We start from the raw sequence: 12,211 nt of genomic DNA, 5'->3' as shown, positions 1-12,211 counted from the left end.
ATTTCATGTTATTTGTTGGTTTTATTATTGATTAGTATTGTAGCATTGAACCCTACCGATAATTTACTGTTCAAAGTTCTTCTATTGCCCAAGTAATCATAGGTCGGGTTATACCAAGGTGCATTTATCGCAAAAAAGCTAAACGAATGCCCTTGTTTTGTTTCTTTTCTGATTTGTAAGTTAAAATTGCTGTAAAACGGGGTACTTACAGTGGTGTATGTATTGTCATTTTTCTTTAGATCCGCGAACTCTGGATCTGTTCTGTTTTCTTCTGGAATGGCAATATAATTTCCATCCGTATCATAATACGCAAATGGGTATAGGCTTGTTCCTATATAATCGCTACTTTCTTTAAAGTTTAATTCGGCGGATAATGTTAAGACAAATCGTAAAGAAGGTATATGTTGTATTAATGTTACCGTACCAAAACTTCTTACCGCCTTTCTCAGTGCATTTTCGTAAACACCAAAGCGTACCGAATTGTCCCCAACAACATATGCAGATTTATTTATATTAAACCCTTTGTCGGTTACTACACTTTTTAAATAGCTATATCTGAAGTTGAATTCTGTATTGGTCGCTTTTATCCGTTCCGGATTCAAGGTAACTTCAACACCGTCCGTAGATTCGTAATAGTTATTTTTCATAACATTTACGGATCTAGGAATATTGTAAACCTCCCCTGTAGGTTCTACCGTAGGTTGTTGTCCTGTTGGTGCATCTACTACTTCATAAATAACCTTTGGCAACAATAACAACTCTTCGGTTGTATTAATGCCTCTACGCATATCTTTTTTAAAATAGGTGACGTTCAAATTCATAAAAGAAGGAGACCAGTCGAAACCGACTTCTTTTACATCTGAGTAATTGGGTTTTAAATGCTCGTTCGTAGGTTGGTAGATATAAGTGGTAACCACAGCTAAACGCTCATCGGGGTTTTCTGCGTAATACTGATAGTTAATATAATCGATATAAGACCTACCGGGGTATAATTGTATCATTGCCGGTGCTTTATAAGAAACACCCCAAGCAACCCTACCTGTGAAATTATGGTGATTTGACGAAAATGACATTCGCGGCGAAATCAAATTGTAACGCTCCAGCATATTGTCATATCTCAATCCTAAATTTAATTGCTGTTTTGAGTTTTCCGCTTTTCGTTTAATAATGGTTTGATGATAGGCCGAAAAAGTTTTGGAGGCCGGTATCTTCTCGAAAGTTGCAGATCTACTCCCTACCACATCTTGTGTGTGTGCAATATTGCCTGTGGCAACCCTACCGCTACCGGTATTATCGTCGAAAGTATATTGCAGACCGGTTTCAAAATTAAAATCCAAGTTCTTAAAACTTAGGTTCTGGGTAGCATCCAGCCTACCATTTAGATTCACCGGTCTTCCTTTGATGTCTCTTGTTTGATTAAATGCCGTTGGAGAAAAACCAGTAGTATAAGTACCACTTTCTATAGCTTCTATAATGGGAAAGGGACCATTAATTACATACGTATCGTAATAAGAATGTTGGTCTACCACACTACCGCTAAAGTTATAATTTAACTTTCCTAACAAAGAAGATTTAAAGTTACCGGAAAGCGTTGCCTGATAAGAGGTGCTTTTTACATCGGCCTCGTTCTTATATACCTCTTCTGGTTCATGACGGTTTCCGTCATCAGAATGACTAACTCTTAAGGATGTAAAATGGTTCCAGTCCAAATTTTCAAAAACGGGCAACTTCCATCGCAAACCTAGATTAAAGCTTTGATAAAATAATTTACGTTCCGTAGGTGAGCCCGAAGAATGGGCATAGGAAAGATCTGAATTTAAAATACCGAACTTGTTTAGATCATATCCTTTGGCAACGGATGCCTGGTAGTTTGTAGAAGAAACATTCGCTGAAACAATATATGGAGATTTACCAACTTTACTTTTTACTAAAATACCTCCAGATGATATATTTCCATATTTAGGCGATGCTATACCCGAAATAACCTCTACAGATTCAACATTGGCCAAAGAGATACTTCTTAGATCTACACCGCCGGCAACCACCGATTTTCCACCACTTAAAGACCCTGAATTCTGGGTTTGCATATTCGCATCGGTACTAATGGCGGCACCGTCTAAAATAATTGCCGTACCAAAAGCATTTACTTTAGAAGGAACAGCACTACGCAGATTGGCCTGTTTTGTAGTTGTTAGGTCTGTTTGTTCTATTTTATTACCGGGCAACAGACTTAAAACATCAGATAAGTTCATGGCCTGCACCTGTTTTATTGCCTGGCTTCCTATTTTATATGTAGAGGTACCTTCTCTACTAACGGTCTTTTTGGCGGTAACGACAATCTCATCTAAACTTAACAGGTCTTCCTTTAATGTTATTACGACGTTGGATAAATCCGGAAGAGTGGAAACAGCTATTTTCTCTGTTTTAAAGCCTATAAGGCTCAACTCTAGTTCAAAGTTTTTATGGGGCAATTCTAAAGAGAACTCCCCGTCCATATTGGTGAAAGTTCCAATATTTAAATCCCTGACAATTACATTAACATATGACAGGGCATTCTTGTCGGCATCTATGACACGGCCTTTGATCTCTACCGCCTCATTTTTCCTTTTTCGTACTACTTTGCTATTCTCCTTTACATCTTTCTTTTTAATGATAATAATATTATTATCGGTCAATGTCATATCAACATTACCTTCAGAAAGTGCCAAGTCCAATAGGTCTTCTATTGTTATGGTTCCTTTACGCAACTGTACCTTCGGATAAGCTTCGAACAGATTTTTGGGATATATGAACATAAAATCCGTCGTTTGCTTTTTAATAATCTCAAAAACCTTGTCGACCGTAACTATTTTATCCTCCGCAATTTTAATCTCGACGTTTTGAGAGCTCACATGATTAAAACTAAACAGGGTAGCGCAAAACAAGAATACAAATATTCGCATAATACATGTTAGCACACCTTTCACCCATATCGGGGTGGTGCCAATTAATTTAAATTTCATTAATTTGTATATTATTAATTGATTAACACTTAATTAATATTAGTACCGGAGAAATAGTGTTGAATTTGGACGTTTGAACTATTTCTCCTTTTTTTCTTACAATAGGGTTATAATCTTGTTTGTTATTTTATAATTACGGACTTGGTATCAATTTCAAACCCGTTAATAATATTCGCTTCTTGAAAAATTGATAGTATTGTTTCTATACTGTAATTCTTTTTTAGTACCCCGACGAACCTCTCCGACTCTAAACTTTTCTTCTCGAAGACAACATCTATGTCGTACCATCTAGAGAGTACTGTCATAATATCTTTTAGCGACTTATCCTCGAAACTGAATACGCCGTCCTTCCATGCAATTTCATTATAAACATCTACCTGGTGTACATCTATAACATTGGTCGTTGTATTTAATTTCGATTGTTGATTTGGAACAAGGTCTTGTGCCAGCTCTTGCGAACGAACCTTTACTTTACCCTCTACAAGGGTAGTATACACGGTAACTTCATCTTTATAGGCCTTAATATTAAATTCGGTACCCAAAACCTCTACCGATTGTGATTTGTTGATCACTTTAAACCTTGCACCTTTATGTTCTGTACTTGGCGATACATCAAAATAAGCCTCTCCATATAAAAGTTCTACCTCTCGCGTGCCACCTTCTATAAAGCGTACAGGATATTTTAGTTTTGATTCTGAATTCAACCATACATGGGTGCCATCCGACAGTGTAATTTGAAATTGACCTCCACGCGGAATGGTTAAAAAGTTATACGCTATCTCTTCTTTGGTCAATTCTGGATCCGAACTTTCTTTATACACTATTTCTTCTCCATTTGTTTGTAAATTTTCAGCGGTATATTTTACATCCTTAACAAGATTCACCTCTTCTCCCGTTTCCAATGTCAAAATTGCCTTATTATCACCTGGTACTATTTGGTTGTTTACGATTATAGGTTTGGCAACATCATCGTTCAAAAAATCATCTTTTAAAACATATACCGCAGTAAACATTCCTATCACCACAGCTGCCGCTGCGGCATACCGCCAGTAATACGTTTTTCTAGGAGCATCTATCTTAGATTGTAATATCTTCCAATCTTCTTTACTATTGATCTTCGCTTTAGAATGTAATCGTGAAGCTATCTCTGATTCATTGGTAAGTCTATCGAGTATTTCTTCTTTTTCTTGGTCAGAAAATAGCTCTGAAGAATCTAACGTATTAGGTTTTTCGTCCTTTAACAAGGAAGCAGCTATCTGCTTAGACAACAATATAATTTTACTAAGGTTTAGCATATATCAACACTACTATTTACATCTAAGACGACAAAATCATAGGATAGGGTTAAAAAAAAATGATTTTTTTTAACCAACATTAAAAAAATTAACATTTGACCAAAGAAATAAAGACAAAAACACGAATGTTTTCAGGTAGTATAATCGAATACAAAAGCCATTAAGGCGAAGTAATTTTTTAATAACGGCCTTAGCCTTTTATAGGCATTCTTTTTTTGGGCCTTAACAGTATTGACCGAAATGTTCAGGTGTTGGGCAATTTCCGGATTTGTGAGCCCATTTATACTCAATCGTATTATCTGAGCACACTTTGTAGGCAATGTGTTGATCGCAGCTTCTATTCTAGAAGAAACTTCTTCGATAACAACTTCTTTTAAATAAAAAGAGTCCTTATTTAATTCGTCCATATCTTCAACAGACATATTTTCTGTTGATCTAAACTGCTTGCTTTTTAATAAATCCAAGCATTTGTTTTTGACCGCCATATACATGTATGATTTTACAGCGACCTCATTCTTAAACTCTATTTTATCTTCCCAAACTTTTATAAAAACCTCTTGAACTAAATCTTTTGCTAAATCTAAATCATGGACATAATTTTTGGCAAACAAACACAATGAAACATATAATGTGTCGTAAACATCCTTATAAGACTTTAAGGATAAAGTATATACCTTTTTTGTATGGGACAAGTGGGTTCAAAATAAAATGAAGTGTCAAATATATCAAAAAAAGCAACAAAATCAGTCGCCGACCTTCACCTTAAACCAGTTTTTAACCTTGATTTTTATGGGGTTGTATAGGGTTGTCGTCGTACGAACAATCATCATTTTCTAAAATCAAAAGATGAAAGCATATAAACAAGTGTGTTTTTTCTATCCATTGTAAGATACCAAAATCATATTACAGCATATATTCACCCGTTTACTTAAAACTATCCCCGATTCGTTTAATTCTACTTTTACCCCTTCATTTTATGGCTATTCTTGTACCCGTTAAGTAACAATATCAACTAAATAGTCTTTTTATGAGAAAAAATGTAATTGAGAAGTTTGCCATATACATCCTTTTATTGGGGTTATCGTTAACCGCCTTTATAGCTTGCAGTAATGACAGTATGGACGAAGCCGATATTGAAGAGGAAATGGCCGAAGACGATGACACGGACGAGACCGTTGTTACCGAACTTCATGCTGCATATTCAGCTTTTAATACAGATGCCGTAACCATTTATTTAGATGGTTCAGAGGTGGTTATAGAAACCACCGGTCTACCAAATCACGAAACCGTGTACTGGGGCGAGGGACATTCGCTATACAAAGAAGAACCAGATGTAGACGTTACCCCCAGTATAATGTCTAGCAACAACAATGCGGTTACCATTAGGGTAGATGCCACCCCAGATCTATCTGGTAATTCAGTAGCTACCGATTTTGACACTATTGGTATTGCCGTTAGTGGCGCATCTATATTCAATGATCAAGAGGGTGGTGGTCCCCTAGATGCTGCGGCCGCTAGTCTAGACTGGACAGGTGCCCATATTGGCCCAGGGGTGTACCATTACCATCTAGAGCCCAAAGCTTTTTCGAACGATGACGATAATTTAGTGGGTATTTTACTTGATGGAGTATTCCTATATGGTAGAAAATGTAGCTCTACAGGCGATTATCCTACCGATATGGACGAGTCTGGCGGGCATGTGTCTACTACGCAGTATACCGATGGAGAGGAAGAATACCATTACCACATTATCAACGAGGTATATTCCACCACTGGATCTTATTTAGCATTCGCAGGACCTTATCAAGGATACTAGACCTATGAAAACAACTTCTATTTATATTTTTTTTGGTCTGATATTCATACTAATGCTGTCATGCAAACGTACTTCGCAAGATGTAGCCCAAAATGAGGGGGAGCCTGTAATAGAAAACGTAACAAGGTTTAAAGAAGAACTTACACTGAACCAATTGGAAGGCACTTGGTATTATAAAAACGAACCATATAATGGCTATTCCATTAGTATACACGGTAATGGTACTTTGGTCGAAAAAATAGGGTTCTTTAATGGTAAGCGAGAAGGAATTACTAAAAAATGGTCAGAAAATGGGATGTTACGTGCTGCCTACCACTATAAAAACAACCGCTTAGAGGGCTGTTATAAAACCTGGTGGGAAAACGGCCAATTGGCACAGGAAACCAACTATGTAAATGGAAATATAGAAGGTGTTGAGAAAAGATGGTACCCGAACGGACAATTGGCAAAAGAACGTAATTTAAAGAATGGGAGGGAAGAGGGCCTTCAAAAAGCTTGGTTACAAAATGGGAAACTATATGTAAACTACGAGGCCAAGAACGGACGTATTTTTGGTTTAAGAAGAGCCAATTCTTGCTATCAATTAGAAAATGAAATTGTTGTTAGGGATGAGTAGAAACATTATAATACTTACAATGGCTGCGATATGTTTCGTCGGATGCAAAAAAGCACCCAAAAGGCCAAATACGACAGATACAGAAACCAGTAGGGTAGATTACCTTCCATATTATCAAGATGAGTCGTTTACACCACACTGGTTGACCCCCAACACCGAAGAGGAAAAACAATTTCATAAAATTCCCGATTTTAAGCTGGTAGATCAAAATGGCGATACCATCACCCAGCAGACCTTTGACGACAAAATTTATATTACCGACTTTTTCTTTACTACTTGTCCTGGTATTTGTCTTAAAATGACCAATAATATGACCAAGGTTCAAGAAGCCTTTAAAGAATATGATGATGTATTACTACTCTCACACTCGGTAACCCCATCTATTGATTCGGTATCGGTGCTTAAAAAATATGCCGATAAATACGGGGTCATAAATAATAAATGGCACTTGGTAACCGGTGATAAAACAGAAATATACAACCTCGGAAGAAACCATTATTTTGTTGAGAACGATCTTGGTATTCCCAAGGATATTAACGACTTTTTACATACCGAAAACTTCTTGCTAATAGATAAGAACAAGCATATTAGAGGTATTTACAACGGACTCAACCGAGCCTCCATCGCACAATTGATAACAGATGTAAAAGCGTTGTTGCAGGAGTACTAATGAAAGAATGTTTTAACTAAACCAAAGGGTATTATTCGTTTACCGAAATAAAAATATCAATTTCGGCATTGTTCCAATCCCTACTTCTTTCATCATAGACCTCAAAGTCGAACCCAAATTTTCGGTTCCTTTCCGAAGTCCATATGTTCTTCCATGCCGCCGCAATACAACTTGGCATGGCACCTTTGGCTACCACTTTTTTATAGGTTTGTGATGGTATTAGAAGTTCGTTCAGTTCTATAGGTGTTTTTGAATGCTCCTCGGTTCTACAACCTATGAAATAAGAAAACGTACCTGTTTCATCGGTTTCATAATCATAATATACTGCGTAGATCTCCTCGCTTAGTTTATGGGGAATACGCTCCACTATCTTTTCTGTTTCAAATTTTTGCCAAAGATTGCCACAATCTATGCTAGAGCGGCCATTTTCGTTTGTGGTCTTGTTTTCTAGTTTTAACCCAACTAGTTTAAAGTTCCCTTTTTTTATTTGTTTCATTTTTGCTTGTCCTACATTTAAGAATAAGGTACCTCTTTATTTAGATGATGACCGTACCCTACACTATCGATACTCAGGGTTTTCAAATTTCCAGCGAGCACCGTTGTCCCAATCTTTTCTAGAATTGCCGTAGGCGGGGTATCCGTTGTTTTCCTTTAATAATTTTGCCAAGTGCATCAAATTATAGGTCATAAATGTAGTATTTCTGTTTGTAAAATCATTTTCTGCCGCATTTGATTCCTTGTCCAAATAACTAGGGCCGGGCCCCACTTCTCCAAGCCAACCACAATCCGCTTGCGGAGGAACCGAATAGCCAATATGCTGTAAAGCATATAACAGCCCCATTGCACAATGTTTTACCCCGTCTTCGTTTCCCGTAATCACACAACCTCCGACTTTTCCATAGTACAAATACTGCCCCTTCTTATTTTTTTCACCGCTCATACTATAAAGTCTTTCTATGAGCATTTGGGCGACCGAAGATTTTTCACCAAGCCATATAGGCGTTCCAATTACCAAAATATCCGCGTCAAAAATATCTTTGAACAATCGTGGCCAATCGTCCTTTTCCCAGTTATAATCGGTCATATCCGGATAAACGCCCGTAGCAACATCGTAATCTACCAACCTTAGTTGACTTACCTGTACCCCTTCTTTCTCCATAATTTTTATAGAGACATCCATAAGCCCTTGGGTATGGCTAATTTCTGGTGTACGTTTTAATGTACAATTCACGTACATCGCCTTAAGTCCCGAAAAATCAATAGTGTCCATAATATTCCTTTTTTACCATAGACCGTTGTTTAATTTACAAACACTCAAAAAAAGCCTATAATATATTGTATTACTGTAAGTTACAACATTAATATTTGTGTATGAAATTATATACGAATGGTCCATAATAGTATTTTAAAAATTGGGGGGAACCACCAACGTTATGGTCGGTAACGGTACAAAGTACGATCTACTTATAGAATACAAGAAACTGCCTCTTTCAACGGTAGAAGATTATTTCTGTTTTTTATTGGAATGATATATATCATATCATAAAATATTGATTTACAATACTTTTAAACAACAGTTAATTAGAAAAACGTATAAAATGGACAAAATTAAAAGTAATACACCCCAAAAAATCTATTGGATCGTATTGATCTTATCGATCCTTATAGGATATCTTCTCTTTATTGTATTAAAGGACCAATTTAATGTACAAACCCTCGTTTTTTTATCGGGCATACCTTTCTTGTTGTTTACCACAGGTGTTTTCGGCTTGTTATGGCCCAAGATCAAACCTACGGGCGATGCCATTTATATTACGCACGCCCTTTGGATAGGCCTGCTTTTTATTATCCTGTTCTTTATTCACGTTTGGGTTATACTACCGCGTATTTGTCCAAGTTTCGGCTCTTGTCTAGGGGTATAACTATTTACAAAGGGTAGAACGAAAAGACAGCACTGTTTTTAGCTTAATCCTTCGCTTTCCAAGGCCTTTACCAATCTGGCCTTTTCGCTTGGGTTGGCCCGCGACATCAAGAGAATAAAATGGATCAGTTTAATTTCATCGATTTTCTGAATATGGCCTAGCTGGATATTCAATTCTTGTGCCCCAATGGCTTCGTTCATCTTGGCAAGGCCCTTAGACCATTTGCTTTTCTTTTTTGAGGGTTTAAATTTTTCGTCGATGACGAGACAAATAAATTTTTGCCCGCTTATACTCATGGGGTAGGCATTGTGTATCAATTCCCAATTAATAAAACCATTATGGGTACTACGGTCAAAAATGCCGATTTCATTAATGATGATCATGGGTTTTTTATCCATCAGGTTATAGATCCCGGCAACATAGCCCATTCCAAAAAAAGCGATACTGCACCAACCAACTATCGGATTTTCCCTTAACAACCAAATACCCCCCAACACAAAAGGGGTGCATAACAAGAGCAGTTTTATGGCCTTTTTTTTGGATTTGTACAGTTTGATTTCAGTCATTTATAATTGGTTTCCAATAGGACATGGAAACACAAATATAACCTCTCGTTGTCAATCCTTAAAAATAGGGGCGTATTTGTCCCAGTTGGCGGCAATGGCCCAAAGGTTGATGGCGAACATGACCAAGGGTATTACAATGCCCGCCATGTCGTGTACCAGGTGGTGGACCATGATACCTACCATTACGGGGAGGATGACCAAGGCTCCCAAGGCACGGGTCTTGGGGATGGCGATCAAGGCGCCTCCGATAATTTCGACAAGGGCCACCAGTGGAAAAATCCATTTTACGGCCATAAACCCGTTCATCACCTGCATCATCTCTTCCGAGACTTCGGGCATGGGCATGTAGTTAAGGAATTTGTTCAATCCGGCATTGATCATCATTAGTCCGAATAAGACACACAATACGGTAAGTACTTTGCTTTTCATGGTTCTATTGTTAGGGTTGGAATAGTTATAAAGTTAATCATTATGGATTATAAAAACAACGGTGTTCTTTTGATAACCAGTTGTTTATGTGATGTTGTGTTTAGCCTGTAAAGACCTAAGGAAAACAGGGGTTGCCTATCGGCAAACCTTGTTTTCAAATTCCCCGCCCTTTTTGTTTCTGTTTTGTGTCGGGCACAAAAAAAGTCCCGAAAAGGGACTTGTGGGAATGTGGATTAGGGCATTTGAAGTTATTGTGATATATTTTATTATTAAAAGAAAGTTTTATTTCTTCTTATTACTACTCTTAATTATTGATTCTCTTTTTTTATTTAATAATGTTGTTAAATCAACACTAGGAAGAACGTATTTGCCCAATGGACAAAAAGATGTCATTGTGGATAAATAGCCTCTAAGGCTATTAATAGAAATCGAAACACCAGACGACCATAAAAACTCTGATTTTTGTTTTTCATTAAGTTTTGTTGATGTATCAAAACTAAATATAGAAACAGCTTCTGCAAAAATAGAATATCCAGGTAATTTTTCTTCCATATTATTAACGTTGACCTTAGCGAAAACCAAATATTTATTATCCTCTTTCTTGATATCTCTAACCACGAAATCAATATCTATATCATAATCTTTGATATATTCTTTTGGATTTATTGAGCTGTCCTTTTCTGGTTCAATAAAATTATAATTAGAGTTTACTATAAAGAAATCCTCTAAAATCAACTCTGATTTTACTAACTTCATTAGGCTGTTAATTGTTTTTTTGTTATTCTCATTGGAGCTTTTGATTCTCCAATAAATGCCTCTTGATTATTAGGGTTTAAATTTTTATATATTCCCCAGTTAGTCTTTTTATTTCCATGTTTAATATCAGTAGTTAAGTTCTGATAATTAAAGTCTATGTCTAAATTATCATAACTGTTTTCTTTAATTTTAATTTCAATATTTAGATTAAGCTTGTCTTTTAATTTAGCTAGCGTAACAAAATTGAGTAATTTGTTGCCTCGATAAAGTTGTGTTAAATAACTGGCAGAAGTTCCTATTAACTCTGCAATTGTTTTTCTATTCATATGTTTTTTTTCGGCTATTTCAGAGATTTGAGATAGCACCTTTGAAGCAATTACTTTTGCTTCTATATCATAATCAATTTCGTGATTATCAAAAAGACTATCGAAAGCTGAATCAAGATTTTGGATATTTTTTTCTGATGATTTCATATTCTGATTTTCCAACCTTGTTAATTATTGGAATGTTTTTTTTGTTATTTTTTTGGCTTTTTTTCTTTTGGAATAATTCACAAGCAATAATAACGAAAGTTTTATCTTCTAATGATATTTCCTTACAGTATAACCTGTCATTATCATTTCCTTTAAAAAACTTCATTGCCGTTACATCCTTACAATTACTATTTATATTTTCCTTATCATAAACATCAGTATTTCTATGTCCATCTAAGATTACTCCACATATATATTTGAATTTTTTTTGATGCTTTTCATCTTGATTAATGTATTCAAATATCTCTTCCCAATTATCAACATCAATACAAATAATTCTTTTGCCATCAGGACTTTTAGTAATTTCTTTTGCTTTCTTTTTCACAAAATTAAGCTATAGGTTAATTAATAACAAGTTAATTATCATTTTATTGTGTTTTATTAGTCACAGAATATTGAACATGGAATCAATTGTATCAATAGTATACTATTGTACTTTAATACAATTTGTCATGAATATACATACTAATATAAAATTATACTTTTCCCCAAATTAATAATTCCATGGTTGTTATAGGCCGTTCGTATATAAATCCTATCAACAGAATAATCAACATAAACCCTTAATCCTAAGTTCTATGGGAATTTGTTTAAAGGCTAGATTTG

General features: G+C 35.9%; 14 protein-coding genes. 4 read left to right on the top strand and 10 right to left on the bottom strand.

Annotation, left to right across the window (positions count from 1 at the left end; translation table 11 throughout):
* Window positions 1–8: 8 nt before the first annotated feature.
* The 3 genes from J8L85_RS11665 to J8L85_RS11655 form a co-directional block, all read right to left on the bottom strand.
* The gene (locus J8L85_RS11665; RefSeq protein ID WP_211017428.1) at window positions 9–3,002 is read right to left on the bottom strand and encodes a carboxypeptidase-like regulatory domain-containing protein; all 2,994 of its coding nucleotides are present in this window, start codon (window positions 3,000–3,002) and stop codon (window positions 9–11) included.
* Between the two features lie 122 nt (window positions 3,003–3,124).
* The gene (locus J8L85_RS11660; protein WP_211017426.1) at window positions 3,125–4,270 is read right to left on the bottom strand and encodes a FecR domain-containing protein; all 1,146 of its coding nucleotides are present in this window, start codon (window positions 4,268–4,270) and stop codon (window positions 3,125–3,127) included.
* A 158-nt stretch (window positions 4,271–4,428) separates the two neighbouring features.
* Window positions 4,429–4,989, bottom strand: a complete 561-nt coding sequence (locus J8L85_RS11655) for an RNA polymerase sigma-70 factor (protein WP_211017424.1) — start codon at window positions 4,987–4,989, stop codon at window positions 4,429–4,431.
* 335 nt (window positions 4,990–5,324) lie between these two features.
* Between J8L85_RS11655 and J8L85_RS11650 the strand changes: the two genes are divergently transcribed.
* From J8L85_RS11650 to J8L85_RS11640, 3 genes are read left to right on the top strand one after another with little or no spacing between them, the layout of a single operon-like run.
* On the top strand, window positions 5,325–6,113 hold the full coding sequence (locus tag J8L85_RS11650; RefSeq protein ID WP_211017422.1) for a YHYH protein: 789 nt from the start codon (window positions 5,325–5,327) through the stop codon (window positions 6,111–6,113).
* A gap of 52 nt (window positions 6,114–6,165) precedes the next feature.
* Window positions 6,166–6,729, top strand: coding sequence for a toxin-antitoxin system YwqK family antitoxin (locus tag J8L85_RS11645; RefSeq protein WP_211017420.1), 564 nt, complete (start codon window positions 6,166–6,168; stop codon window positions 6,727–6,729).
* 19 nt (window positions 6,730–6,748) lie between these two features.
* Window positions 6,749–7,399, top strand: coding sequence for an SCO family protein (locus tag J8L85_RS11640; RefSeq protein WP_247656643.1), 651 nt, complete (start codon window positions 6,749–6,751; stop codon window positions 7,397–7,399).
* Window positions 7,400–7,430: 31 nt separating this feature from the next.
* Here the strand turns inward: J8L85_RS11640 and J8L85_RS11635 are convergent, their stop codons facing one another.
* A complete protein-coding gene (locus tag J8L85_RS11635; RefSeq protein ID WP_211017416.1) occupies window positions 7,431–7,895 on the bottom strand; it encodes a GyrI-like domain-containing protein in 465 nt (154 codons plus the stop codon).
* A 63-nt stretch (window positions 7,896–7,958) separates the two neighbouring features.
* Window positions 7,959–8,669 (bottom strand): NAD(P)H-dependent oxidoreductase, encoded by a 711-nt coding sequence (locus J8L85_RS11630; RefSeq protein WP_211017414.1) that lies wholly within the window; start codon window positions 8,667–8,669, stop codon window positions 7,959–7,961.
* 328 nt (window positions 8,670–8,997) lie between these two features.
* Here J8L85_RS11630 and J8L85_RS11625 point away from each other — a divergent pair, with 328 nt between their 5' ends.
* Window positions 8,998–9,321 (top strand): hypothetical protein, encoded by a 324-nt coding sequence (locus J8L85_RS11625; RefSeq protein WP_211017412.1) that lies wholly within the window; start codon window positions 8,998–9,000, stop codon window positions 9,319–9,321.
* A gap of 38 nt (window positions 9,322–9,359) precedes the next feature.
* On the opposite strand, the gene J8L85_RS11620 is transcribed toward J8L85_RS11625, so the two are convergent.
* The 5 genes from J8L85_RS11620 to J8L85_RS11600 all read right to left on the bottom strand — a co-directional run bounded on the left by J8L85_RS11620 (window position 9,360) and on the right by J8L85_RS11600 (window position 11,930).
* The gene (locus tag J8L85_RS11620; protein WP_211017410.1) at window positions 9,360–9,887 is read right to left on the bottom strand and encodes an STM3941 family protein; all 528 of its coding nucleotides are present in this window, start codon (window positions 9,885–9,887) and stop codon (window positions 9,360–9,362) included.
* Window positions 9,888–9,938: 51 nt separating this feature from the next.
* The gene (locus J8L85_RS11615) at window positions 9,939–10,316 is read right to left on the bottom strand and encodes a DoxX family membrane protein (protein WP_211017408.1); all 378 of its coding nucleotides are present in this window, start codon (window positions 10,314–10,316) and stop codon (window positions 9,939–9,941) included.
* 282 nt (window positions 10,317–10,598) lie between these two features.
* On the bottom strand, window positions 10,599–11,072 hold the full coding sequence (locus J8L85_RS11610; protein WP_211017406.1) for a hypothetical protein: 474 nt from the start codon (window positions 11,070–11,072) through the stop codon (window positions 10,599–10,601).
* On the bottom strand, window positions 11,072–11,545 hold the full coding sequence (locus J8L85_RS11605) for a helix-turn-helix transcriptional regulator (RefSeq protein ID WP_211017404.1): 474 nt from the start codon (window positions 11,543–11,545) through the stop codon (window positions 11,072–11,074). Before J8L85_RS11605 ends, J8L85_RS11610 begins: the two co-directional genes overlap by 1 nt.
* On the bottom strand, window positions 11,511–11,930 hold the full coding sequence (locus J8L85_RS11600; RefSeq protein WP_211017401.1) for a hypothetical protein: 420 nt from the start codon (window positions 11,928–11,930) through the stop codon (window positions 11,511–11,513). Before J8L85_RS11600 ends, J8L85_RS11605 begins: the two co-directional genes overlap by 35 nt.
* Window positions 11,931–12,211 lie beyond the last annotated feature (281 nt).

The organism is Maribacter sp. MMG018 (assembly GCF_018100785.1).
Classification (GTDB): Bacteria; Bacteroidota; Bacteroidia; order Flavobacteriales; family Flavobacteriaceae; genus Maribacter.
The sequence above is the reverse complement of the archived record's forward strand: the minus strand, read 5'-3'. Positions and strand labels throughout refer to the sequence as shown.

What these genes read in the sequence shown, in the direction of transcription:
- J8L85_RS11665 (WP_211017428.1), bottom strand. Translation starts at nt 3,002, where the DNA reads ATGAAATTTAAATTAATTGGCACCACCCCGATATGGGTGAAAGGTGTG.
- J8L85_RS11650 (WP_211017422.1), top strand. Translation starts at nt 5,325, where the DNA reads ATGAGAAAAAATGTAATTGAGAAGTTTGCCATATACATCCTTTTATTG.
- J8L85_RS11645 (WP_211017420.1), top strand. Translation starts at nt 6,166, where the DNA reads ATGCTGTCATGCAAACGTACTTCGCAAGATGTAGCCCAAAATGAGGGG.
- J8L85_RS11640 (WP_247656643.1), top strand. Translation starts at nt 6,749, where the DNA reads ATGGCTGCGATATGTTTCGTCGGATGCAAAAAAGCACCCAAAAGGCCA.
- J8L85_RS11635 (WP_211017416.1), bottom strand. Translation starts at nt 7,895, where the DNA reads ATGAAACAAATAAAAAAAGGGAACTTTAAACTAGTTGGGTTAAAACTA.
- J8L85_RS11630 (WP_211017414.1), bottom strand. Translation starts at nt 8,669, where the DNA reads ATGGACACTATTGATTTTTCGGGACTTAAGGCGATGTACGTGAATTGT.
- J8L85_RS11625 (WP_211017412.1), top strand. Translation starts at nt 8,998, where the DNA reads ATGGACAAAATTAAAAGTAATACACCCCAAAAAATCTATTGGATCGTA.
- J8L85_RS11620 (WP_211017410.1), bottom strand. Translation starts at nt 9,887, where the DNA reads ATGACTGAAATCAAACTGTACAAATCCAAAAAAAAGGCCATAAAACTG.
- J8L85_RS11615 (WP_211017408.1), bottom strand. Translation starts at nt 10,316, where the DNA reads ATGAAAAGCAAAGTACTTACCGTATTGTGTGTCTTATTCGGACTAATG.
- J8L85_RS11610 (WP_211017406.1), bottom strand. Translation starts at nt 11,072, where the DNA reads ATGAAGTTAGTAAAATCAGAGTTGATTTTAGAGGATTTCTTTATAGTA.
- J8L85_RS11605 (WP_211017404.1), bottom strand. Translation starts at nt 11,545, where the DNA reads ATGAAATCATCAGAAAAAAATATCCAAAATCTTGATTCAGCTTTCGAT.